Source organism: Streptomyces huiliensis (assembly GCF_020037025.1).
Classification (GTDB): Bacteria; Actinomycetota; Actinomycetes; order Streptomycetales; family Streptomycetaceae; genus Streptomyces; species Streptomyces huiliensis.
Genome location: NZ_JAIQLH010000023.1, coordinates 15,850 through 38,427, shown reverse-complemented (window position 1 = coordinate 38,427; position 22,578 = coordinate 15,850). Strand labels below are relative to the sequence as shown.

General features: G+C 73.1%; 19 protein-coding genes. 10 read left to right on the top strand and 9 right to left on the bottom strand.

The features are described from left to right. Positions 1-45: 45 nt before the first annotated feature. The 4 genes from JNW98_RS05645 to JNW98_RS05630 form a co-directional block, all read right to left on the bottom strand. Positions 46-702 (bottom strand): DUF7691 family protein, encoded by a 657-nt coding sequence (locus JNW98_RS05645; RefSeq protein WP_223766950.1) that lies wholly within the window; start codon positions 700-702, stop codon positions 46-48. Between the two features lie 274 nt (positions 703-976). After that, positions 977-1,645 (bottom strand): calcium-binding protein, encoded by a 669-nt coding sequence (locus JNW98_RS05640; RefSeq protein ID WP_223766949.1) that lies wholly within the window; start codon positions 1,643-1,645, stop codon positions 977-979. Further along, complete coding sequence (gene wecB, locus JNW98_RS05635) at positions 1,642-2,856, bottom strand: non-hydrolyzing UDP-N-acetylglucosamine 2-epimerase (RefSeq protein ID WP_223766948.1); 1,215 nt, start codon at positions 2,854-2,856, stop codon at positions 1,642-1,644. The genes JNW98_RS05640 and wecB overlap by 4 nt, the downstream gene beginning before the upstream one ends. A 139-nt stretch (positions 2,857-2,995) precedes the next feature. Then, positions 2,996-4,288 carry a glycosyltransferase gene (locus tag JNW98_RS05630; protein WP_223766947.1) on the bottom strand — a complete coding sequence of 431 codons (1,293 nt, stop codon included), beginning with the start codon at positions 4,286-4,288 and terminating at the stop codon, positions 2,996-2,998. A 641-nt stretch (positions 4,289-4,929) separates the two neighbouring features. On the opposite strand from JNW98_RS05630, the gene JNW98_RS05625 reads away from it, so the two are divergent. Both JNW98_RS05625 and JNW98_RS05620 read left to right on the top strand, forming a co-directional pair. Next, on the top strand, positions 4,930-6,792 hold the full coding sequence (locus tag JNW98_RS05625) for a DUF2334 domain-containing protein (protein ID WP_223766946.1): 1,863 nt from the start codon (positions 4,930-4,932) through the stop codon (positions 6,790-6,792). Beyond that, the gene (locus JNW98_RS05620; RefSeq protein ID WP_223766945.1) at positions 6,789-7,880 is read left to right on the top strand and encodes a glycoside hydrolase family 113; all 1,092 of its coding nucleotides are present in this window, start codon (positions 6,789-6,791) and stop codon (positions 7,878-7,880) included. The genes JNW98_RS05625 and JNW98_RS05620 overlap by 4 nt, the downstream gene beginning before the upstream one ends. Before the next feature lie 18 nt (positions 7,881-7,898). On the opposite strand, the gene JNW98_RS05615 is transcribed toward JNW98_RS05620, so the two are convergent. Next, on the bottom strand, positions 7,899-8,786 hold the full coding sequence (locus JNW98_RS05615) for a hypothetical protein (protein WP_223766944.1): 888 nt from the start codon (positions 8,784-8,786) through the stop codon (positions 7,899-7,901). Between the two features lie 291 nt (positions 8,787-9,077). On the opposite strand from JNW98_RS05615, the gene JNW98_RS05610 reads away from it, so the two are divergent. The 4 genes from JNW98_RS05610 to JNW98_RS05595 all read left to right on the top strand — a co-directional run bounded on the left by JNW98_RS05610 (position 9,078) and on the right by JNW98_RS05595 (position 12,777). Then, complete coding sequence (locus JNW98_RS05610; RefSeq protein ID WP_223766996.1) at positions 9,078-9,845, top strand: S1 family peptidase; 768 nt, start codon at positions 9,078-9,080, stop codon at positions 9,843-9,845. Between the two features lie 313 nt (positions 9,846-10,158). Next, positions 10,159-10,818: a hypothetical protein gene (locus JNW98_RS05605; protein WP_223766943.1), complete on the top strand. Its 660-nt coding sequence runs from the start codon at positions 10,159-10,161 to the stop codon at positions 10,816-10,818. A 121-nt stretch (positions 10,819-10,939) separates the two neighbouring features. After that, complete coding sequence (locus JNW98_RS05600; protein ID WP_223766995.1) at positions 10,940-11,626, top strand: response regulator; 687 nt, start codon at positions 10,940-10,942, stop codon at positions 11,624-11,626. Then, positions 11,623-12,777, top strand: coding sequence for a sensor histidine kinase (locus JNW98_RS05595; RefSeq protein WP_223766942.1), 1,155 nt, complete (start codon positions 11,623-11,625; stop codon positions 12,775-12,777). Before JNW98_RS05600 ends, JNW98_RS05595 begins: the two co-directional genes overlap by 4 nt. Positions 12,778-12,903: 126 nt before the next feature. Here JNW98_RS05595 and JNW98_RS05590 read toward each other — a convergent pair whose 3' ends face one another. Next, positions 12,904-13,560: an ATP-dependent Clp protease proteolytic subunit gene (locus JNW98_RS05590; RefSeq protein ID WP_308015492.1), complete on the bottom strand. Its 657-nt coding sequence runs from the start codon at positions 13,558-13,560 to the stop codon at positions 12,904-12,906. 90 nt (positions 13,561-13,650) lie between these two features. Here JNW98_RS05590 and JNW98_RS05585 point away from each other — a divergent pair, with 90 nt between their 5' ends. Then, a complete protein-coding gene (locus JNW98_RS05585; RefSeq protein WP_223766941.1) occupies positions 13,651-14,685 on the top strand; it encodes a LysR family transcriptional regulator in 1,035 nt (344 codons plus the stop codon). Positions 14,686-14,730: 45 nt separating this feature from the next. On the opposite strand, the gene JNW98_RS05580 is transcribed toward JNW98_RS05585, so the two are convergent. After that, positions 14,731-15,105, bottom strand: coding sequence for a VOC family protein (locus JNW98_RS05580; protein WP_223766940.1), 375 nt, complete (start codon positions 15,103-15,105; stop codon positions 14,731-14,733). Positions 15,106-15,420: 315 nt separating this feature from the next. Then, positions 15,421-17,175 carry a glycoside hydrolase family 35 protein gene (locus JNW98_RS05575; protein ID WP_223766939.1) on the bottom strand — a complete coding sequence of 585 codons (1,755 nt, stop codon included), beginning with the start codon at positions 17,173-17,175 and terminating at the stop codon, positions 15,421-15,423. Between the two features lie 305 nt (positions 17,176-17,480). Here JNW98_RS05575 and JNW98_RS05570 point away from each other — a divergent pair, with 305 nt between their 5' ends. The 3 genes from JNW98_RS05570 to pepN all read left to right on the top strand — a co-directional run bounded on the left by JNW98_RS05570 (position 17,481) and on the right by pepN (position 21,735). After that, on the top strand, positions 17,481-17,879 hold the full coding sequence (locus JNW98_RS05570; RefSeq protein ID WP_223766938.1) for a chorismate mutase: 399 nt from the start codon (positions 17,481-17,483) through the stop codon (positions 17,877-17,879). Between the two features lie 83 nt (positions 17,880-17,962). Beyond that, a complete protein-coding gene (locus JNW98_RS05565; protein ID WP_223766937.1) occupies positions 17,963-18,892 on the top strand; it encodes a fused MFS transporter/spermidine synthase family protein in 930 nt (309 codons plus the stop codon). A 317-nt stretch (positions 18,893-19,209) separates the two neighbouring features. Further along, on the top strand, positions 19,210-21,735 hold the full coding sequence (gene pepN, locus JNW98_RS05560; protein ID WP_223766936.1) for an aminopeptidase N: 2,526 nt from the start codon (positions 19,210-19,212) through the stop codon (positions 21,733-21,735). A gap of 128 nt (positions 21,736-21,863) precedes the next feature. Here pepN and JNW98_RS05555 read toward each other — a convergent pair whose 3' ends face one another. Further along, the gene (locus tag JNW98_RS05555) at positions 21,864-22,418 is read right to left on the bottom strand and encodes a F0F1 ATP synthase subunit B (protein ID WP_223766935.1); all 555 of its coding nucleotides are present in this window, start codon (positions 22,416-22,418) and stop codon (positions 21,864-21,866) included. Positions 22,419-22,578 lie beyond the last annotated feature (160 nt).

The window sequence follows — 22,578 nt, the reverse complement described above, 5'->3', positions numbered from 1 at the left end:
ACCTCCTGATGGATCAGCCCTTGGATGGAATAGCCCCTGGATGGATCAGCCCCTGATGGAGAAGAAAAGAGTGTCCTGCGTGTACCAGTCGAGCCGCTCGCGGGCCCATGTCCAGTTGTCGTGTTCGTCGTCCAGCATGCCGATCAGAACCTGGACGTCATGGGTGAGACCGGGGTCGATCCGGTCCAGGACCCGGCGGTAGGCGTCGGCGGCGGGCTTGGCCTTGGCCAGCGGGAGCCGGCCGAAGTCCGGGGATCCGTCCATGGGGAAGGGGAGGGGGAAGGGGATTCCGTCGGGCGGTCCGGCGAAGATGTACCCGTAGGGCAACAGGTCGGCGTCCACCCCCAGGTGGCGGAGCTCGTCGTCCAACCGGCCGAAGAAGGTGGCGGGCTTGGAGTACGAGCCCAGGTCGGTGGGATCGGAGGCGTTGGCGTCGATGATGTGCTGGAGCGCGCTGTAGTAGGCGTTGGCCGCGTACTCGGCCGTCGAGTCGGCGTGACCGGCTATGAGGTGGTCGAGGGCCTCGGGAATGGTCAGGCCCCAGTCGATGTCCTGGCGTTCGAGCCGGAGTTGGTCGGCCTTCGCGCATTCGCGCATGGCGGCGAGGCGGTCGCGCTGGTCGGCGGAGAGGCTGTCCCCGGCGCCGAGGAAAGCCACGACGTGTGCTTGGTCCGCGGTGCTGTACGAGATGATCCGGCTCATGGTCGTCATCCTGTCACCCGCCACTGACATCGCGGGCGCCAGGCGGGCGCGGTCGGCACCAGTGAACTCGTCCTCGCGCGGTTCCTCGTCTCGCCGGCCTTCGAGGCGGGTCCGGCCCGGCGGCTTGGTGACCCGCGGTGGATGGCGGAGGCGGTCGGACGGCCGGCGCCGCTTCGGGTGCGTAAACCGCCCGAGGTGCGGGCGGCGGTGGCGGAGGTCGTCCGGGGCCGCGGTGTGAGACGCGGAGTGAGCCGCCTCCCCGGCGGCTACGGCCTCACGTCCCCGCCGACCGTGCCACCACCTCGCTGAACACCACCCGCGCGTCCTCCGTGTACACCCCCACGCTGCCCTTCAGATAAGGGCGTTCGTGGTCCTCGTACGCGACGAGGCCCCGGCCGTTGACGCTGATCTCCATGCGGGCGCCGCGCTGGGCGACGCGGACGTCGGAGGTGCGGCCGACGGGGAAGGAGTCGCCGCCGGTGGCCAGGAAGCGCTGGCCGCCGGGGTAGGCGGGGTCGCGTTTGCCCAGCTCCCAGCCGTTGGGCTTGAGGGTGACGTAGTAGAAGTGCTCGGGGTCGGTGTAGGCCCAGACCAGCCAGGGCACCTCCCACGGGTTCGGCTTGGGGGTGCGCAGCTGGGCGACGGTGCGCATGCGGGCCTCGTAGTCCACGTTCTCGTACGTCGCCGTGGAGACGACGAGGCCGGCGTGGGTCTCGTCGGCCTGCCGGGCCGGCTTGGGGGAGAGGGCCAGACCGTCGTGGCGGCCGACGTTGGTGCCGTGGCCGTCGAAGACCGACCGCCACGGGCCGTGGACCGAGCCCTCGGCCCACGGCCGTTCCGGCGCGCCCCCGCCGCCCCACAGGGCGTCCGCCGCGAAACCGAGGCCGACGAGCACGGCGACGGCGAGGGCGGCGAGGGCGAGCTGCCGGTGAACTCTGCTCATGCCGTCGAGTATGACCCCGGGCCCTCGGGAAGGCGGGCGATCACCTGATCGGTGGACGGGACGGCCGCTTCGGTGGACGGAACGTCCGCGTCCGCGCCGAAGTCCTCCGCGAGCTGGGCGATGATGCGTTCGGTCGCGTGCCCGTCGCCGAACGGATTTCCGGCCTCCGCCATCCGGGCGTACTCGGCGGGGTCGTCCAGCAGCCGTTCGGTCGCCGCCAGGATCGCGTCGGGCACGGTGCCGACGAGCCGGGCCGCGCCCGCGTCGACGGCCTCCGGGCGTTCGGTGGTGGTGCGCAGGACGAGGGCCGGCTTGCCGAGGGTCGGCGCCTCCTCCTGGACGCCGCCGGAGTCGGTGAGGACGAGGTCGCAGGCAGCCAGGGTGGCGGAGAAGTCGAGGTAGCCGAGCGGCTCGACGACGCGGACGCGCGGGTGGCCGGTCAGCTCGGGCAGCAGCGCGTCCCGCACGGCCGGGCTCTTGTGCAGCGGGAGCAGGATCTCGACGTCCCCGCGGTCGGCGAGGCGGCGTATCGCGCGGCCCATGCCGCGCATGGTGTCGCCCTGGTTCTCGCGGCGGTGGAGGGTGAGGAGGATGCGGCGCAGGCCGGTGGTGGTGAACTGGTCCTGCCCTGTGCCGTGTTCGAGGACCCAGAGGAGGTTGTCGATGACCGTGTTGCCGGTGGTGAGCACCTCCGACGCGGGCACCCCCTCGGCGGCGAGGTGCTGGGCGGCGCGCGGCGTCGGGGCGAAGTGCCAGCGGGCCACGCGGCCGATGAGCCGCCGGTTGAGCTCCTCGGGGAACGGGTTGTCGAGGACGCCGGTGCGCAGGCCCGCCTCGACGTGGGCGACGGGGACGTGCTCGTAGAAGGCGGCGAGGGCGCCGGTGAGGGCGGTGGTGGTGTCGCCCTGGACGAGGACGACGTCCGGCCGCAGGTCGCGGACCACCTCGCCGAGGCCGTCCACGAGGCGGGCGGTGAGGGTGGACAGCTCCTGCCGGTCGCGCATCACGTCGAGTTCGGTGCGGTCGGGGACCTGGAGGAGGTCCAGCATCTGGTGGAGCATCTCGCGGTGCTGCCCGGTGGTCACCACGAGCGGTTCGAACAGCGGGGAGGCCGCCATGGCGCGGGCCACGGGGGCGAGCTTGATGGCTTCGGGGCGGGTGCCGAGGACGAGCATGGCACGCACCGGCGCATTGATCATGTTCGGGGACATGGGTCTCCCTGAGCGGTGTGTGGCGATGGGCGGAGTGGAGTTTCAGCGGAGAGGAGAGGTGCTGCCCGGTGCCGTCCGCCGGTCGCGTGAAGCGGTTCGGACGCGGAGCACCGCGGGGGCGGGTGCGCCCCCGGCGCCGTCAGGTGCGCGCCGTCTTCAGCCAGGTGCGCTTGCCCGTGAGCATCCGCCACAGGCCCCACCACCCGGCGGCGAACCAGATGTAGCCGTAGAAGATGAAGAGGTGGGACAGCAGGACCGCCCGGACGAGGCCGAGGCCCTGTTCCCGCCGCGAGTAGACCCAGCCGTAGGCGTAGGCCGCGGTGAAGGAGAGGACGTACGGGCCGAGCACCCACATCGGGGAGATCAGCGGCCGGCCGGCCTCGACGGAGCCGATGACCGTGCCGACGACGGCGACCAGGAAGGACACCGGCAGCAGCGAGGTGAGCAGGATCAGCACCGGGCTGGAGAGGTGGTACAGCAGGTCCACGGCGGCCCGGGTGGGCACCTCCTTGACGATCAGCGGGACGAGCCCGGCCGACTGGAGGTGGCCCTGGAACCAGCGCGACCGTTGCCGCACCAGCCGCCGGACGTCGAGGACGGCCTGTTGGGAGACGGCGGCGGAGGTGCAGTGCTGGTTGGTCCAGCCGCCGGCGATCAGCCGGACGCCGAGGTCGAGGTCCTCGGTGAGGGAGTCGCTCCAAGGCCCCGAGCCGTCCGGGCCCATCAGGGTGTCCAGCGCGGCCAGCCGCATGAACTGCCCGTTGCCGCCCATCCCGACGCTGCCGATGTAGCGGCGGGCGCTCTGGAAGATGTCGCCGTAGATGACGAACTCCATGTCCTGGAGCCGGGCGAGCAGGCCCTTGTTCCGGTTGTACATCCGCACGCCGATCTGGGTGCCGCCGGTGCGCGGGTTGTCGAAGTACGGGTCGACCGCCTGGACCACGTGCTGGTCGAGCCGCCCGTCGGCGTCCACGACGCAGACGATGACGTCGCGGGGATCGCGGCCGTCCAGCAGGCCGGACGAACGCAGGTGCGCGATACCGGCGTTGAGGGCCGCGCCCTTGCCCTTGCGGGCGTTCGGCAGGTGCCGCTGGAGGAGGTGGACCTTGCCGGGGTGGGCGGCGCAGGCGGCGCGGGCGATGTCGGCCGTGCGGTCGTCGGAGGCGTCGTCGATGACCAGCGCCAGGGTGTTGCGGGCGGGCAGCGCGGTGATGCGCGCCAGGCTCTCCGCGAGCACCTTCTCCTCGTTGAGGCAGGCGAGGAGGAAGACGTAGCAGCGCTGTTCGCGGGGGCCGCGGGAGCGGCGGAAGCGGCGCCGGGAGACGAGGAAGAGGGACGTGTTGTAGCAGCCGGCCATCACGATGATGGCGATGCTCGACCAGAGCAGGAGTTCACCGAGCGGGACGTCGCCGATCCGGATGCCGTCGGTCATGAGCGGCCACCGGAGTTCCGTATCCGGTACCAGAATTTCAGCGAAAGCAGGACGGCGGCTATCGAACAGTAGAGCAGGAAGCCGGCTCCCGCGGCTTCCTGGAGCCCTCTCGCGTAGGGCAGGCCCGGCAGCACTTCCGGCGCCGCCGCAGTCAGCCCGGCCAAGGGCACGACGGTGCCCAGAGCAGGTTTTCCGTACATGGGTTCCCCCCCATTTTCCGCCTCCTGCGAGGCGTGCGCTGGGAACGTACCAGACCGTCCGATCGGACCGGTCGTACATCCGGGAAGTCGTGGAATTCGGGGACGTAAATTCTTCCGACCGGCCGGTAGTTCTGGCAGTTCGCGCCGTGGTTGGTACTGGTGTGACCTGCGGTCTGCACCAACCTCGGCGCGGAGTGAGGCGGGAAGAGAGGGGGAGGAAATCGGAAGAGGGCGGTCCGTGATTCCGAGTATGTCGCGGAACTGTCATGGATATGCGGGAGTCCATTGACAGGCATCGGAGGCCCCACCAGAATCTGCCAACTGTCGGCTCGATGTCGACCATGCCGCAACGGCAGCCAGGGGGGAATGAGGATGAGAATTTCCCGGAGAAGGCTGGGAAAGCCCAGAATCTCGCTAACGCTTTCGATAGTCGCCGCTCTCGTGGGCGGTTTCGCGATATCGGAGGGCGCCGGAGCCGCCGACGCCCCGGCGGACTCCCGGTTCCGCCCGTCGCACGCGCTGCAGGGCACCGGGCCGGCCGCGCTCTCCGGCGCCGGGGTGAAGGACCTCAAGGCATGGGAGGCCGCGAGGCTGTCCAACGACCGGCTGCGCCGGTCGGGCAAGCTCGTCCTGCGGCCGCCGGCACCGAGCGGTACCGGCGGTACCGGGGGTGCGACCGGGGTACGGCAGGCCGTCGCACCCGTCACCGCGGCCCCCACCGCCGTCCCCGCCCTCGCCCCGCTCCAGGGCCCCGCCGCCGTCCGGCAGGCCGCCGTCGCGGCCGGGACCTCGACGCTGGTCCTGTACGACACCGCGGGCCCCTACGGGTACCTGGGCGAGCTCTACGCCATGGCCGCCGCCAACCTCGCCGGCCACTTCGGCACCGTGACCGCCAAGCCCGTCTCGGCGTACACCGCGGGCCTGGTCAACCAGTACACGGCCACGGTGTACATGGGCTCGACGTACTACGGCGGAACCGTCCCGGACGCCGTCCCCGCCGCGTTCTACCAGGACGCGCTGGCCACCACCCACCCGGTCACCTGGGTCGGGGACAACATCTGGGGCATGGCCAACGCCGTCGGCGTGGAGACCTTCAAGCAGCACTACGGCTGGGACCCCGCCAACTCGTTCTTCGAGAGCGGCGGAACGGTCGGGAACATCACCCGGGTGGACTACAAGGGGCGGCAGCTCACCCGGAAGATCCCCGCCGGCTTCGACGGCGGCGTGCTGCACCCCGCCCTGGTGACCGGACCGGGCTACCCCCAGGTCACCCAGCTGGCCCAGGCCACCGACGCCAACTCCGGTGCCACCAGCCCCTGGGCGATCCGTTCGGGCAACCTGACGTACGTCGGCGAGATCCCGTTCACCTACATCTCCGAGAGCGACCGCGTGATCGCCTTCGAGGACCTGCTCTTCGACGGGCTCGCGCCCGCCACCGCCGAGCGGCACCGCGCGTTCGTCCGGCTGGAGGACATCAGCCCGAAGGCCGACGCCAACCAGCTGCGCCAAGTGGCGGACTACCTCTCGGCGGAGAAGATCCCCTACGGGATCAACGTCATCCCCGTCTACACGGACCCCAAGGGCGTCTACAACAACGGGCGTCCCGAGACCGTCACGCTCGCCCAGAGCCCCCAGGTCGTCTCCGCCCTCAAGTACATGCTGGCGCACGGCGCGGTGCTGATGGACCACGGCTACACCCACCAGTACAGCAACGTGAACAACCCGTACAGCGGAGTCACCGGCGACGACTTCGAGTTCTTCCGCGCACACGTCGACGCGGCCGACAACGTGATCTACGACGGGCCGCCCGCCGAGGACTCAACTCTCTGGGCGCAAACGCGAGTTACGTCCGCCCTCGCGGCCTTCACGGCGGCCGGGCTGCCGAAGCCGACGCTGTGGACAACGCCACACTACGCGGCCTCCGGGACCGACTACCGTGTCCTCGGTCAGAACTTCTCCGCGCGTCTGGAGAGATCCTTGTACTTCGCAGGAACCCTGCCCGGCACCACCGCGAACGCCGGCCGGTACATCGGCCAGTTCTTCCCGTACGCCGTGAAGGACGTCTACGGCACCACGGTCCTGCCGGAGAACCTCGGCAACTACGAGCCCGAGGCGTACAACAACCACCCGGCCCGGCTCCCCGCCGACCTGGTCGCCTCGGCCAAGGCCAACCTGGCCGTCCGGGACGGCGTGGCCAGCTTCTTCTACCACCCGTACTACGGGACGGCCCCGCTCAAGGAGACGGTCGACGGCATCCGCGCCCTCGGCTACACCTTCGTCGGCCCCACGGACCTCAACCAGTGAGCGCGAAGAAGAGGGCGGTCGTCGCGCTGGCGGCCGCGGCCGCCCTCTTCCTCGCGGGCTGCTCCGCCGACGACTCCGACGACTCCGGCGAGTCCCCCGCGACCCCGCCCGCCGGCACCGCGAGCGGCGGCGCGAGCAAGCGCCCGGACGGCCGGAAGGAGGCCGCGCTGAAAGGGATCACGCTCCCCGCCTGGAACCGTAAGGACTACGAGAACCCCGAGGCCAAAACGTATCTGCGGCAGATCGCCGCCACCGGCGCCCGGTGGGTGACCTTCACCCCCACCTGGTACCAGGACAAGCTCACCGACACCGGCATGCGGCCCACCGACGAGACCGCCGACGACGCGAGCCTGCGCCACATCGTCCGCCTCGCCCACGACGCGGGCCTCAAGACCATGATCAAGCCGCATGTGGACCTGAAGAGCGGCGAGGACCGCTCCGGCATCCGGCCCGCCGACCCGGACGCGTGGTTCGCGGCGTACGAGCGCTTCATCACCCACTACGCGGACCTCGCCCGCGAGACCGGCGCGGAGCAGTTCTCCGTCGGCACCGAGCTCACCGGCACCTCGGAGGACGGCGCCCACTGGAAGAAGGCCGTCGCCGCCGTCCGCGCCCGCTACAAGGGCCCGCTCACGTACGCGGCCAACTACGACGAGTACCGCAAGGTCGCGTTCTGGAAGAGCCTCGACCTGATCGGCATCGACGCGTACTGGCCGCTCGGCGAGAAGCCCACCGCCGACGTGGGGCGGCTGCGCGAGGCGTGGCAGCCGGTGGTGAAGGAGCTGGCCGCGTTCTCCGCCGAGCAGGGGCGGAAGATCCTCTTCACCGAGGCCGGCTACGTCAGCCAGAAGGGCAGCACCACCGCCCCGTACTCCTGGACCGTCAGCAAGGCCGCGGGCGACGCCGAACAGGCCGCCGGGTACGAGGCGTTGCTCGCCGCGTTCGACGGGCAGAAGTGGTGGGCGGGTGTGTGCTGGTGGATGTGGGACGACTGGCCGGACACGGGGGAGACGCCGAAGAAGCTCGCGTACACGCCGCACGGCAAGCCGGCGGAGAAGGTGCTGCGGAAGTGGTGGGGGAACGGGTGAGCGGTGCGGGACCGCCGGTCACGTCTCGCAGTCCAGCACGCTCCCGCACAGGCCGCACCGGGCCCGCAGCCGCCCCTGGACCGGGACGCGGATGCGCTGGTGGCAGGTGGGGCAGGGGAAGCTGACACGCTGCGGGTCGCGCCCCTCGAACGCGTACCCCGCGGCGGCCGGTACCGGGCCCGTGCCGCGCTCGGCCGCCCGGCGGTCGCGCGCGTAGCGGTGCCGCCCGAGCCGGCCCGCCGCGGCCAGCGGCGGACGCCGCGCCTCCTGACGGGCCCGCGCCGCGCCCTGGACGTACGCGTCGTGGGCGCGCGGGCTGGTGAACCAGGTCCTGGGATCCTCGGCGAAGACCTCGGCGCGCTGGGCGAGGACGTAGCCGAACTCCTCCGGGGTGAGGTAGCCGAGCTTCTGCGTGCTGACCGCGTCCTCGCGGTACGCGTCGAGCAGCAGCCAGCCGGCACCGAGGTAGGCGGCGACGGTGTCGGTGAGGATCTCGTTGTCCCGGGTGCCGGGGAAGGCGAGGCCCAGCCGGTGCAGGTAGACGTGCGTCACCTCGTGGGCGAGGGCGGCGCCGATGTCCTTGCGGTGCTTCTTGAAGCGGGAGTTGAGCTCGATGAAGTACTCGGGGCCGGCCGCGAGTTCGACGTTCCCGGCGTGCCGCATGTCGCGGAACGAGACGATCATGCGCGCGTCCGGGAGCCGCAGGTGGCGCACCATGACGCCGGCGATCCGCTGGACGCCCAGGTAGGGGTCCTCGTCGTCGGAGAACGCGACGTCGGACGGCGGGACGCTGGGCGCGAAGGTGCGGAGGGTGTCGTACGAGAGCCGCCGGTAGAGGGCGGTGATCGCGGAGTGCACCGTGTCCAGGTGCGGGAAGCCGTGCAGGATCTCGACGTCCGTGCCCACCCGTCACCACCCCCGTGGCTTCCGCCGGCCCCCTGTCCTCCCACTTTACGGGGGCGTGGCGGGGAGGGGTACGGGTGCCGCCGCCGTTCCGGGGGCACCTCCGTTCTCCTCTTGGCCCGACTGGCCTGAAGCGTCCTTGCCGCCGCTCGCGTCCGCTCCGATACTCGGCACACCGCGTTCGCCAGGTTCCGCTTCGGCGCGAGCATCGGCAGCTTGTCATGAACCTGACTTAATGAACCTGGCTGAGCGCCTCAACCCTCCATGAAGGGACCCCCCTTGAGCACTCACCTCATGGCCCTCAAGAGAACCCTCGCCGTCGGCGCGACGGCCCTCGCCGCGTTCAGCCTCCAGGTCGGCGGAGCGCAGGCGGACCCCGCCCCCCGGCCCGTCGTCGGCGGCGTCCCCGCCCAGCAGGGCGAGTTCCCGTGGATGGTCCGCCTCTCCATGGGCTGCGGCGGCGCCCTCTACACCCGGCAGATCGTCCTCACCGCGGCGCACTGCGTGGACGGCAGCGGCGCCAACACGTCCATCACCGTCACCGCGGGCGCCGTCGACCTCAACTCCTCGCAGGCCATCAAGGTCAAGTCCACCCGGGTCCTCCAGGCGCCCGGCTACGACGGCAGCGGCAAGGACTGGGCCCTCATCAAGCTCGCCCGCCCCCTCGACCTGCCCACCCTGAAGACCGCGTCCACCACCGCGTACGACTCCGGCACCTTCACCGTCGCCGGCTGGGGCGCCACCCGCGAGGGCGGCGGCCAGCAGACCAAGCTGCGCAAGGCGGAGGTCCCGTACGTCGACGACGCCACCTGCGGGCAGGCGTACGGCAGCAGCCTCATACCCGGCGAGGAGATCTGCGCCGGGTACGTGGAGACGGGCGGCGTCGACACCTGCCAGGGCGACTCCGGTGGGCCCATGTTCCGGAAGGACGAGGCGGGGGCGTGGATTCAGGTCGGGATCGTGAGCTGGGGGACGGGGTGCGCTCGGCCCCGGTATCCCGGGGTCTATACGCAGGTGAGTACGTTCGCGAAGGACATCGCGGCTGGGGCGGCGAGTCTGTAGGGGGGTGAGCCCCGCCGGACGGGCTGACCATTCAGCCCGTCCGGCGTTTGAGGACTGGGGGTACCCCCTCGGGGGGAGCCCGTAGGGCGCTTCGGGGGTGTGGGGGCTTTGCCCCTGCAAGAAACGGTGAAAGGGCGGGGCTGGGGCACCCCCACACGACCCCGGTATGACGCACGAGGGCGCACTGTCATTCTTTCGGCCGAGGAGGAACGGCCCCGGAATGGCCCCTTGGTCGAGGCGTACGGGCCGCGGAGCCCCGTAACGTGGATCACGCGCAACCGACCGCCTCGACCGCCTACAGAGAGACCACCCCGTGCCCGCCAGGACCCGCCTCGCCGTCGTCACCCTCCTCGCCGCCGCGAGCGCGGTACTCCTGCCGGTGACCGGCGCCGCAGCGGCGGACGCCCCCGCCGCGGGCCGGCACGAGACCACCCGGCGCCCGGCCGCCGGAACCGACGGTCCGGGGGCGGACGCCCGCCGGCACGGCCCCCGCGTCACCCACCGGGAGCACTCCGGCGTGTCGCGTCCCACGGCACCGCTCCGGCCCGCCGGCCGGCTCCACGAGGTGCGGCAGAACGGGCTGCCGCAGAACGGGCTGCCGCAGAACGGGCTGCCGCAGAACGGGCTGCCGCAGAACGGGCTGCCGCAGGACGGGCTGCGGCAGGACGGACTCGTCCACCGGCGGATCGCCCCGGAGCGCCCGGTTCAGCGCACCAAGCCCGTACGGCAGGTCCGGCAGACGAAGCAGCTGAAGCAGGCGAAGCAGACGAAGCCGGCGAAGCCGGTCAAGCGCCACGAAGCGGCCAGCAACCCCGTCCGCCGCATGGTGCAGGCCGGGCAGACGGTCGGCGGCCGGCGCGACGTCGGCAAGCCGCTCGCCGTGGGCGGCGCGGCGCTCGTGGCCGTCGGCGGGGGCGCGTACGGGCTCCGCCTCGCGAGCCGCCGCCGCGCCGCCGCGCGCCCCGGCGCGTAGCCCCGGGCGCACGCCCCGCCCGGCCTGCTGTTGCGGCCCCATCCCACCCCCGGTGACATGGAGGCACGCGCGGCCCGACACCAGCCGAGCACCGGCCGAGCACCGAGGGGACGGCATCGACATGGCGATCACCGTCGTCATCGCGGACGACCAGGAGATGGTCCGCACCGGCTTCCGCATGATCCTGGAGAGCCAGCCCGACATCGACGTCGTCGCCGACGTCGTGGACGGCGAGGCCGCGCTGGCCGCCGTCGAGGAGCACCGGCCCGACGTGCTGCTCCTCGACATCCGCATGCCGAAGCTGGACGGCCTGGAGGTCACCCGCCGGCTCTCCGCGCTCACCGCCGCCGAGCCGGAGCGCGGCGGGCGCCCCCGCATCGTCATCGTCACCACCTTCGACCTCGACGAGTACGTCCACTCCGCGCTCCGCGACGGCGCCTCGGGCTTCCTGCTGAAGGACGCCAGTCCGGCCATGCTCGTCGAGGCCGTGCACGCCGCCGCCGTCGGCGACTCCCTCATCTCGCCCGCCATCACCGTCCGGCTCCTCCGCGACCTCGCCCCGGCCGGGACCGGCGGTACGGAACGCCCCATGAGGGCTCCCTCCGAGCCGCTGACCGAGCGCGAGGAGGACGTCGTCCGCTGCCTCGCGCGCGGTGCCACCAACGCCGAGATCGCCACCGAGCTGTTCATCTCCCTGTCCACGGTCAAGACCCACCTGGCCAACGTGCAGCTGAAGCTCGACGCCCGGAACCGCGTCGAGATCGCCGCCTGGGCCTGGGAGAGCGGGCTGGCCACGGGCGGTACGTGACCGGGCGCGCCGGGTTCGCCACCCGGCACCCGCGCCGGGCCGTCGTTGCCAAGGCCGTGCTCGCCCTCTTCCTGCTCGGGCTGGTCGGCTTCGAGGGCGTCGTCCTCGCCCGGCAGCCCAGCCCGCCGCACGCCGTGGTCCTGGCCTCGGGCGTCGCCGTCTGCCTGTGCGCCGTGCCGTACACGTGGATCCCGCTCGACCTGCGCGCGGGCGTCGCCGCCTGCGTGTCCTGGACGACCTCCGCCGTCCTGATGGCCGGCCCGCACCCCGGCACGGTCTGGGGCATGGGGGAGGACGTGGCCCTGCTGGTGCTGCTCACCAACGTCGTCCAGCGTTCCCCGGCCCGGCGCGCGGCGCTGCTCGGCCCGGCGCTCGCCCTGGCCGCGCTCGCCGCGCCGGTGCGCGACCTGGACCCGGGGCGGTTCACGGCCGTGTTCACGCTGCTGACCGTGGTCGTGGGCGCGTACTCGCTGATGCTGCGCGCCCAGTCGGCCCAGCGCGTCCGCGACATGGCGGCGGTCCGGACCGCCGAGCGCCTGGAACTCGCCCGCGAACTCCACGACCTCGTCGCCCACCACGTCACCGGCATCGCCGTCCAGGCCCAGGCGGCCCGCTTCACCTCCGTGGAGGGGGACGCCGCCGCCCGTGCGTTCGAGCGCATCGAGGGCTCGGCCGGGGAGGCACTGGGCGCGATGCGCCGCCTCGTCGGCATCCTGCGCGAGGGCGCCGAACCGGAGACCGAGCCCGTCGCGGGCCTCCCCGAGGTGCGGTCGCTCACCGAGGAGTTCACGCGCACCGGCCCGCCCGTCGCCCTCTACATCGAGCAGGGCATGGAGAACTGGCTGCCGGGCGACGTCGCCGCCGCCGTCCACCGCGTCGTCCGCGAGGCGCTGACCAACGTCCGCAAGCACGCCGCCGACGCCACGGCCGTCCGCATCGGCGTCCGCGGCGTCCCCGAGGGCGTCGAACTCCGCATCGCCGACGACGGCCGGCGGCCCGCCGCGCTCACGGACGCCGCCCGCGGCGGCGGTTTCGGCCTCGTCGGGCTGGCCGAACGCGCCAAGGCCATGGGCGGGCGGCTCGGCGCCGGGCCGGCGCCGGAGGGCGGGTGGCTGATCACGGCGGTGTTTCCGGTGGAGCGGCGGCGGTGAGGGGGCGGTTCGCGGGGACGTCGTGATGGGCCACGCGGCCACGCGGCCACTCGGCTACGCGGCCACCCGGCCACTCGGCTACGCGGCCACCCGGCCACTCGGCTACGCGGCCACCCGGCCACTCCGCTACGCCGCGTGGCGGAATCCCGTGAGCTCGTCCGCCGAGGCGATCACGCGGTCGACGAAGCCGTACTCCAGGGCCTCCTGGGCCGTGAAGTAGCGGTCCCGGTCGGAGTCCGCCTCGATCTGCCTCACCGGCCGGCCCGTGTGGTGGGAGATCCGTTCCTGCACCAGCCGCTTGACCGCCCGCATCTGCTCGATCTGGATCCGGATGTCCGACGCGGAACCCGCGAGCCCGGCCGACGGCTGGTGCATGAGGATGCTCGCGTGCGGCAGCGCGTACCGCTTCCCGGGCGCCCCCGCGCAGAGCAGGAACTGGCCCATGGACGCGGTGAAGCCCAGGGACAGGGTGGCGACGTCGTTCGGGATGAACTGCATGACGTCGTAGATGGCCAGCCCGGCCGTGATCGAGCCGCCCGGCGAGTTGATGTAGAGGTGGATGTCGCGGTGCCGGTCCTCGGCGGACAGGAGCAGCATCTCGGCGCAGATCCGGTTCGCGATCTCGTCGTCGACCTGCTGCCCGAGCACGATGATCCGGTTGCGCAGCAGCCGCTGGAAGACGGGCTCGGCGGCGGGGGCGGCAGGGGCGGCCGGGGCGGCCAGGGCGGGGGAGGACGAGGTGAGGAGGGTGGCCGGAACGGCGGACAGCGGGTATGCGCTCATGACGTCAGGAAAACCGCAGCTCAGGGGTGGTGTCCAACAACTTCTGCGGGTCCTTTGACAACCTCCGGTTGTCGGTTGAGGCTGAGCCTCATGGAACCCGATCTCCCGGGCATGCGCGCTTTCGTCGCCGTCGCCGAGGAACTGCACTTCGGCCGGGCCGCCGCCCGCCTCTTCCTCACCCAGCAGGCGCTGTCCAAGCGCGTGCGCCGACTGGAGGACGCCCTCGGCGCGCCGCTCTTCGAACGCACCACCCGCAGCGTCGAACTCACCGCTGCCGGGCGGCGGTTGCTGCCGCTCGCCGTGGACGCCCTCGCCGCCTTCGACGCGGCCGTCCACGCCGTTCGCGGGACGGTACGGGCGCTGCGCGTCGAGGTCTTCGCCGAGCGCTTCACGCCGGTACGGGTGGTGCGGGAGACGGTCGCCCGGACGCCCGGGGTCCGGGTCGAACCGAGCATGCGGCAGGGGCTGCCGCTCGCCCTCCCGGCCCTGCTGGGCCGGGAGCTCGACGCCGCGCTGGGCCGCGTCCACGACCTCGGCCGGCCCTGGCCGGCCGACCTCCTCCACCGGCCCGTCCACCTCGAACCCCTGCACGCCTACGTGTTCGCCGGGCACCCCCTCGCCGAACGGACGGCCGTCCGCCCCGCCGACCTGCGGGAGGGCGGGATCGCCATGCCCGATCCCGGCGGGGCGGAGGAGTGGCGGGGCTATCTGACGCGGTTCTGCGCGGAGTTCGGCATCCCGCTGCGCTTCACCGCGCCGGCGGTGGGTGCCCGGGACTACGGCGAGCACATGCTGCGCGAGGGGCGCGCGGTGACGGTGGGGGAGGCGGGGATGGACCTGCCGTACGACGGGCGGCTGCGCCGGCTGCCGATCGTGGATCCCGTGCCCCTGCACCTGTGGTCCGTGGTCTGGCACCGCTCCAACCGGGACCCCCAGTTGGGCGCCCTGCTGCGGGCCCTGCCCCGCCCGGCGGAACCCGCCGCCGGGTGGCTGCCGGAGCCGGATCGGGCGGAGTCGGATCGGGCGGTGCCGGCGGCGGACCGGGAGGCGCCGGCGGCGGACCGGGAGGCGGGTTCGGGCCCGGGTTCGGGTTCGGGCCCGGGGTATGGACCAGGCCGGACGTGAGAGGCCGCGGGGGCTGCCCGTGGGGGGGGGCGTAGCGGAGGCGGATCACCCGTAGCAGAGGCAGAACGGGTGCCCCGCCGGGTCCGCGAAGACCCGGAACCCGGACGTCGTCCCGCCGCTGTCGTGCAGGAACCGGGCGCCCAGATCGGTCACCTCCCGCTGCGCGCGCTCCAGGTCGTCCCGCTCGCCGACCGAGAAGTCGAGGTGGAACTGCTGCGGGTGCTCCGGATCGGGCCAGCGCGGCGGACGGTGGTCCTCCACCTTCTGGAAGGCGATCCGGGTGCTGCTCTCGGGGTCGTTCAGCCATACCCAGGCCGGGTCGCTCGCGTCGACCTTCCAGTCCAGGATCGCCCCGTAGAAGGCCGCGAGGGCCGTGGGGTCCGGACAGTCGATGACGGTGCAGTCCAGTTTCGCGATCATGTTGCGATGCTCCTTCACCCGCGGCGCGTTGTCCACCAGGTGAGAACAAACCGTGCGCCCAGGGATACGAATGACGTCTGTTATCTGGTGGGGAGGCTGAGGCGAACATCCGGACCAGTTGGTCCGGTCCGGACGGCTTCACGTCCCACGATCTGGGAACAACACCTCCACAGGGCCTGTCCCGCTGGTCACCGTCATCGGCCGGTGATCAGCGGGACGGGGGGCCGTCGGCCCGAAATGCCGGCGGACCGATCGGATGCCCCACCTCGTGCCCGCCAAACGTCCGGCCGACCCGCCCGGCGCTCCGGCCGCCCCCTACGCCGGAACCGGTTCCAGCCGCGGCCGCATCGTCCCCGCCCGCTCCATCTCTAGCACCAGCAGCTCGTTCCGCCCCGCACGCAGCACGGGCCCCGGTACGTAGAGCGTGCGCTGCGGCCCGGCGGACCAGTAGCGGCCCAGGCAGAAACCGTTCACCCAGACGAACCCCCGTTCCCATCCCGGCAGTCGGAGCACCGCGTCACCGCCCGCCGGCAACTGGAAGGCCCCCCGGTAGAGCCCCGGCTCCTCCCCGCCGGCCGGCCGCCACCGCACCACCGCGAGCGCGCCCTCCTCCTCCAGCGCCGCGAGCCGGAGCCCCCGCGCCCGTACCCCGTGGACGTACTGCCCCCCGTGCAGCAGCCCACCCGTCAGCCCCTTCCGCTCGCCCAGCCGCGGACCGTAGTTGACCCTCCCCAGCGACTCCACCCACACCTCGACCGACGCCGGCCCCGGCACGTCCCCGACCAGCCCGTCCTCGTCGCGGAGCACGGTCGCGCGGACGCCGTCCACCGACACGACGGCCAGGTCCCGCAGCCCGGCCACGCGCAGCGGGAGCGCCCGGCGCGGCCCCGGGACCGTGAACCGGTAGCGGACGACGCCCCGGTCCACCCCCAGCTCCTCGAACGACGGCGGCAGCGCCGCCTCCCGCGCGGCCCCGCCGAGCGCGTCCATCACCTCGGCGGGCGGCGCCCACCGCGTGAGCTCCGCCCGCACCGGCTCCCGCAGCGCCGGGGGAGCGGGCGGCGGATCCGGCGGCGGGCCGTCCCCGTAGGCGGCCAGCACCTCGCGGAAGGCGTGGAACTTGGCCGTCGGCCGGCCGTACTCGTCGACGGGCGCGTCGTAGTCGTAGGACGTCACCGTCGGGCGCAGCGCGCCCCGGTGCTCGTCGCCGGCCCGGTTCGCCCCCGCCCAGCCGCCGAAGTTCGTCCCGCCGTGCGCCATGTAGACGTTCACGGACGCCCCGCACTCCAGGACCTCCCGCAGCGCCCCCGCCGCCTCCCCGGCGCCCCGGACGGTCGGTGCGCCACCCCAGTGGGCGAACCAGCCGCACCAGAACTCCATGCACATCAACGGCCCGGCCGGCCGGTGTCGGCGCAGCACCCGGAACGCCTCCCGCGCCCCGGAACCGAAGTTCACCGTCGCCGTGGCGCCGGGCACCGTGCCGCCCGTCAGCATGTGGTCCTCCGGCCCGTCCGACGTCACCAGCGGCACCACCACCCCCGACGCCCGCAGCCGCCCCACGAGATGCTCCAGGTAGGCCTGGTCGCTGCCGTACGAGCCGTACTCGTTCTCCACCTGCACCAGCACCACCGGGCCGCCCCGGCCGAACTGCCGCCCGGCGACCTCGGCGCCCACCGCCGCCAGCCAGCCGTCCACCGCGCGCAGGAACCCGGGATCGCTCGTCCGCACCCGGCGCCCCAGCCGCCCCGTGAGCCAGTGCGGCAACCCCCCGTTCTCCCACTCGGCACAGATGTACGGCCCCGGTCGGACGATCGCGTACAGGCCTGCCGCGCCGGCCGCGTCCAGGAACCGGCCCAGCTCGCCCACGTCGTGGAGCCGGCCCTCGACGGGCTCGTGCCGGTTCCACGGGACGTACGTCTCCACGCAGTTGAGCCCCATCGCCCGCAGCATCGCCAGCCGGTGCGGCCAGTGCCCCTCGTGCACCCGGAAGTAGTGCAGGGCCCCCGACAGCAGCCGCACCCGGCGCCCGTCGATCCGGAACCCGTCCTCCGCCACGGTGAAGTCCGGCACAGCAGCCCCCCAGCCCCGTCGGCCCGCCCGAGCGGGCCGAGCCGGGCCCATCCTGACCCACCTCGGGGGCCGCCGTCACCGGGGCGAGGGGCGCGCCGGGGGCGTACCGCCGAACCGCCGGAGCAAGGGCCGCGACGCCGGCCGCCCTCCGCCGTCCACCGGCCGCCACCCGCCCTCCACCTGCCCCCACCCCTTCCGCCCGCCGTATCCGGCCACCGCCCGCCCGCCTTTCCGGGGCCCGGTACCGGCACCGGTCGGATCATCGACTCGGCACGGCCCGCCCGTTCCGCATAAGGTCGGGCGATATGAACGACAGCACCAATTCCGACCGCCCCGGCGCCGACCGCACCGGCCCCGTCCCGTCCGGCGATGCGGGCCCGGCCGCCACCGCCGCCGCGGCCGGAGCGGGCGCGCCCGACGACGCCGTACGGGCCGAGCTCTCCCGGCTGCGGGACAGCATCGACAACATCGACGCCGCGGTGATCCACATGCTCGCCGAGCGCTTCAAGTGCACCCAGCAGGTCGGCCACCTCAAGGCCGCGCACAAGATGCCGCCCGCCGACCCGGCCCGCGAGGCGCGGCAGATCGCCCGCCTCCGCGACCTCGCCGAGAACGCCAAGCTCGACCCGGCGTTCGCGGAGAAGTTCCTCAACTTCATCATCGCCGAGGTCATCCGGCACCACGAGACCATCGCCCGCACGTAGGCGCGCTCGCGGACGCGCCGGGGCCCCGCGCTGAGTACGCGTACTCATGTGTGCCGGAGCCGCCGGCTGACAGGCTCCGCGGTATGAGAAGCGACAGAGGGGCGCTGACCGCCCTGCACCTCCTCCTGGTCTGGGCGACGGCGGCGGCCGTGCTGCCGACGCTCGGCTTCGGGCTGGTGGCAACGGCCTGGAGTGTTGGGGTCGGTGCGGCGGTGCCGGTCTTCGCGCTGGGCGCGGTGCTCATGGTGGGCCTCCTGGCCATGGCGGGCACACCGGTGCGGACCGTGGTGCCGCTGTGCGGCTCCGTGCCGCGACGACTTGGCTGGGCGGTACTGGTCTTCGTCCTCGGTACGCTCGGCGTCCTGGCCGGTCTGGCCGCCTACGGCGGGCACGTCGACCTGGGGAGCGCCGGCACCCGGATCGCGCTGACGGGGGTGCCGTACGCCGTGGCCGCCGCGTTCTTCGTGCCGAACCGGTGGGTGCGGCTGGGGGCGCTCGCCGTCCTGCGGGCCGGGGTGGCCTACGGAGGCTTCGTCGGCCCGGCACAGGCCCGGGAGCGCGAGCACGAGACGGAGGTCGCGCGGTACCGGGAGCATCCGGAGCTGCAGTACCTGGCCGCCGCGCCGCCGGGCATGCGGGTGTCCCGCGTCGCGGTCGGCCCCGCCTACTTCAGCGTGGACTACGGCCCCGTCCGGCAGGACCGGGACTGGTCCGGGTACGTGTCCCTCACGATGCGCCCGGCGCTCACCCCGACGCTCCACTGCCCCGAGCTCCTGGGGACGGGCGAGACCTGCACCGTGGACACGCACGGTGTGGTGCGCACGGTCCGCGAACTCCCCGGCGGCACTCACGCCGTCACCCTGACCCGCCGCCACCGGAGCGCGGAGGCCGTCGTCACCAGCCAGACCCTCGACGAACCCGGGCTACGCCGTCTCCTGGACACGCTGCACCCCCTGTCGGACACGGAGTTGGCGGAGCTGATGCGGGAGAAGAAGATCGACCACCAAAACTGAGCCGAACCATGCCCGTCCGGCCCTCCCGCGGCTCCCGCCCAGCCGGGGCGGCCTTCCGTCCTCGCCGGCAGGCCGGCGGGATGTGCCTGCCGCGGAACGAAGCGGCCCTGCCGTGCGCTCCGCCCGGTGCGGCACGGGCCGGCCCTCCGGGGGCCGCGCCGCTCGCCGCCCGAGCTCGTCGGCCGCCATGCGTCCAGCCTTCCGTGCCGGCGACCGGGTTTCACCGTTCCAGGCGCGCCACCTTCCACCGCGCCTCCACCGAGCGGCGGAAGACCGCGGGCAAACCACCTCGCACGCCGCCGAGGCGCTACGACAGCATGGCCCCCATGACCGTACTGACGCGCGACGAAGCACAGGCCAGGGCCCGGCTCCTGGACGTCCACCGCTATGACATCGACCTCGACCTCACCCGCGGCGAGGAGCACTTCCGCTCCACCACGGTCATCCGCTTCCACGCCCGCACCGCGGGCGACACCTTCGTCGAAGTCCGTCCCGCCGCCCTCCTGAGCGCCTCCCTCGACGGCCGCCCCCTCGACACCGCCTCCCTCGACGACAACCGGCTCCCCCTCACCGCCCTCACCCCCGGCGACCACGAACTGCGCGTCGAGGCGGACATGCGCTACTCCCGCACCGGCGAGGGCATGCACCGCTTCACCGACCCCGCCGACGGCGAGACGTACCTCTACACCCAGCTCTTCCTCGACGACGTCCAGCGCGTCTTCGCCGCCTTCGACCAGCCCGACCTCAAGGCCGTCTTCGCCGCCACCGTCACGGCGCCCCCCGCCTGGACGGTCCTCGGCAACACCGTCGCCACCCGCGTCGGACCGCCCGCCGAAGGCCGCTGGAAGCTGCCCGCCAGTCAGCCCCTCAGCACGTACTTCGTCGCCTTCGCCGCCGGCCCCTGGCACACCGTCCGCACCGAACACGCCGGACTCCCCTTCGCCCTGCACTGCCGGCAGTCCCTCGCCCCGCACCTCGACGCCGACGCCGACGAACTCCTCGACCTCACCCGCCGCTGCTTCGACCGCTTCCACCAGATCTTCGACGAGCCCTACCCCTTCGACTCCTACGACCAGGCGTTCGTCCCCGAATACAACTTCGGCGCCATGGAGAACCCCGGACTCGTCGTCCTCCGCGACGAGTACGTCTTCCGCTCCGCCGCCACCGACACCGAGCGGCAGACCCGCGCCGTCACCATCGCCCACGAGATGGCCCACATGTGGTTCGGCGACCTCGTCACCCTCCGGTGGTGGGACGACATCTGGCTCAACGAGTCCTTCGCCGAGTACATGGGCTACCAGGACCTCACCGACGCCACCCATCTCACCGGCACCTGGACCGAGTTCGGCATCAGCCGCAAGGCCTGGGGCTACGACGCCGACCAGCGCGAGACCACCCACCCCGTCGCCCCCGAACCCGGCGCCGTCCACGACACCGCCGCCGCCCTCCTCAACTTCGACGGCATCTCCTACGCCAAGGGCGCCTCCGCCCTGCGCCAACTCGTCGCCTGGCTCGGCGAGAAGGACTTCCTCACCGGCATCAACGCCCACTTCACCCGACACCGCTTCGGCAACGCCACCCTCGCCGACTTCCTCGACTCCCTCGCCGGCGCCACCGAACGCGACGTCCACGCCTGGGCCGCACAGTGGCTCCGCACCACCGGCGTCGACACCCTCACCCCCCGAATCACCACCACCGACGACGGCCACTGGCAGCTCACCGTCGACCACGCAGGAACCCGCCCCCACCGCATCGCCGTCGGCCTCTACGACCACGACCCCGACGACCCCTGCCGCCTTACCGCCCGCCCCCGCACCGAGATCGACCTCCCCGGCACGCCCGCCGCCACGCCCGCCCTCACCGGCACCGGACCCCGCCCGGCCCTCGTCCTCCTCAACGACGGCGACCTCGGCTACGCCAAGATCCGCCTCGACCCCGCCTCCCACGACACCGCCCTCCGCGCCCTCTCCGGCCTCCCCGACCCCCTCACCCGCGCCGTCGTCTGGAACGCCCTCCGCGACCAGGTCCGCGACGGCCTGCTCACCCCCGCCGCCTACCTGCGCGCCACCCGCGACCACCTCCCGCACGAGACCGACAACGCCGTCGTCGAAGGCGTCCTCACCTTCGCCCGCACCCAGATCGCCGACCTCTACCTCCCCGCGGGCGACCGCGACGACGCCCTCGGCCTCCTCCGCGACACCTGCCACGACCTCCTGCGCCGCACCGAGCAGGGCACCGCCCCCGGCCCCCGCCTCGCCGCCGTCCGCACCCTCATCGCCAGCACCGCCACCCCCGGCACCCTCCACGACTGGCTCCGCGCCGGCACCGCCCCCGGCGGACCCGCCCTCGACCCCGAACTCCGCTGGCGCGCCCTCACCCGCCTCGCCGCCCTCGGCGCCGTCACCCCCGAGGCCATCGACGCCGAACTCGCCGCCGACCCCAGCGCCACCGGCCGGGAAGGCGCCGCCCGCTGCCACGCCGCCCTCCCCGACCCCGCCGCCAAACAAGCGGCCTGGCACGCCCTCTACGAGGACGACGGCCTCTCCACCTACCTCTGGACCGCCACCGCCCAGGGCTTCTGGCAGGCCGAACAGCTCGACCTCACCCGCCCGTACCGCGACCGCTACCACTCCGACGCGACGGCACTCGCCGCCCGCCGCGGCACTGCCCTCGCCAACGCCGCCGGCAACCATGGATTCCCCCGTCCCCACATCGACCCCGACACCCTGCGCCTCGGCGAGGAATGCCTGAGCGGCACGGAACCGACCCCCGCGCTCAGGCGGCAGCTCCGCGACCGGCTCGACGACCTCCGCCGAGCCCTCACCGTTCGCTACACACAGTGAACACCACCCCACTGACAATGACCCTCGTGGCACGTCACCGCGCGGCAAAGCGGCACGTCACCGCATGACAAAGGCGCCCGCACCCCGGTCCGGGGTGCGGGCGCCAGGCCCGAAAAACGCTGCCTTCGTCAGCCGCGCTTGTCCTCGATCGCGTCGGCCGGCTCGACCGTGCGGAGCTCCTCCAGGAAGCGGTCCACGATGCCGCTCTCCCGCGCGTACGTCTCGACCGACTCGCCGACGATCCGGCCCGCCAGCTCGGTGGCCAGCGCGCCGACCTGCTCGCGCAGCTGCGCCTCGGCCATCGTGCGCTCCGCGTCGATCATCGTGTGACCGGCGGCGATGATCTCGTCGCGCTGGCGCTGGCCCTCGGCGCGCAGCTCGGCGATGATCGCGTTGCCCTGCTCCACCGACTCCTGGCGCAGCCGCGCGGCCTCGTGCCGGGCGCCGGCCAGCAGCTCCTGGTACTCGGCGTGGACGCGCTCCGCCTCGGCGCGGATCTCCTCCGCCTCGCCGAAGCGCCCCTCCGTGGCCTTCTCACGCTCAGTGAGGACCTTGTTGATCCGGGGCAGGATCCCCTTCGCGATCACCGCGAAGACGAGGAAAAACAGCACCAGACCCAGGACGAGCGGGGCAACGTCCGGCTTGAGCGGTCCGATGTCGAGAGCAAGGTTCATCATGGCCATGGGGTGCAGGGTAGTCGAAGCCGTCCCCGGGGCGCGCCCCGCACCCCGTCGCACCCCCTCCGACTCCGTGCGACCCCGCAATCCCCGCATGCGCAGGGCCCGTACCCCCATCGGGGGAAACATCCCCCACAAGGCGTCACGCCACGGGTACAGCCGGTAG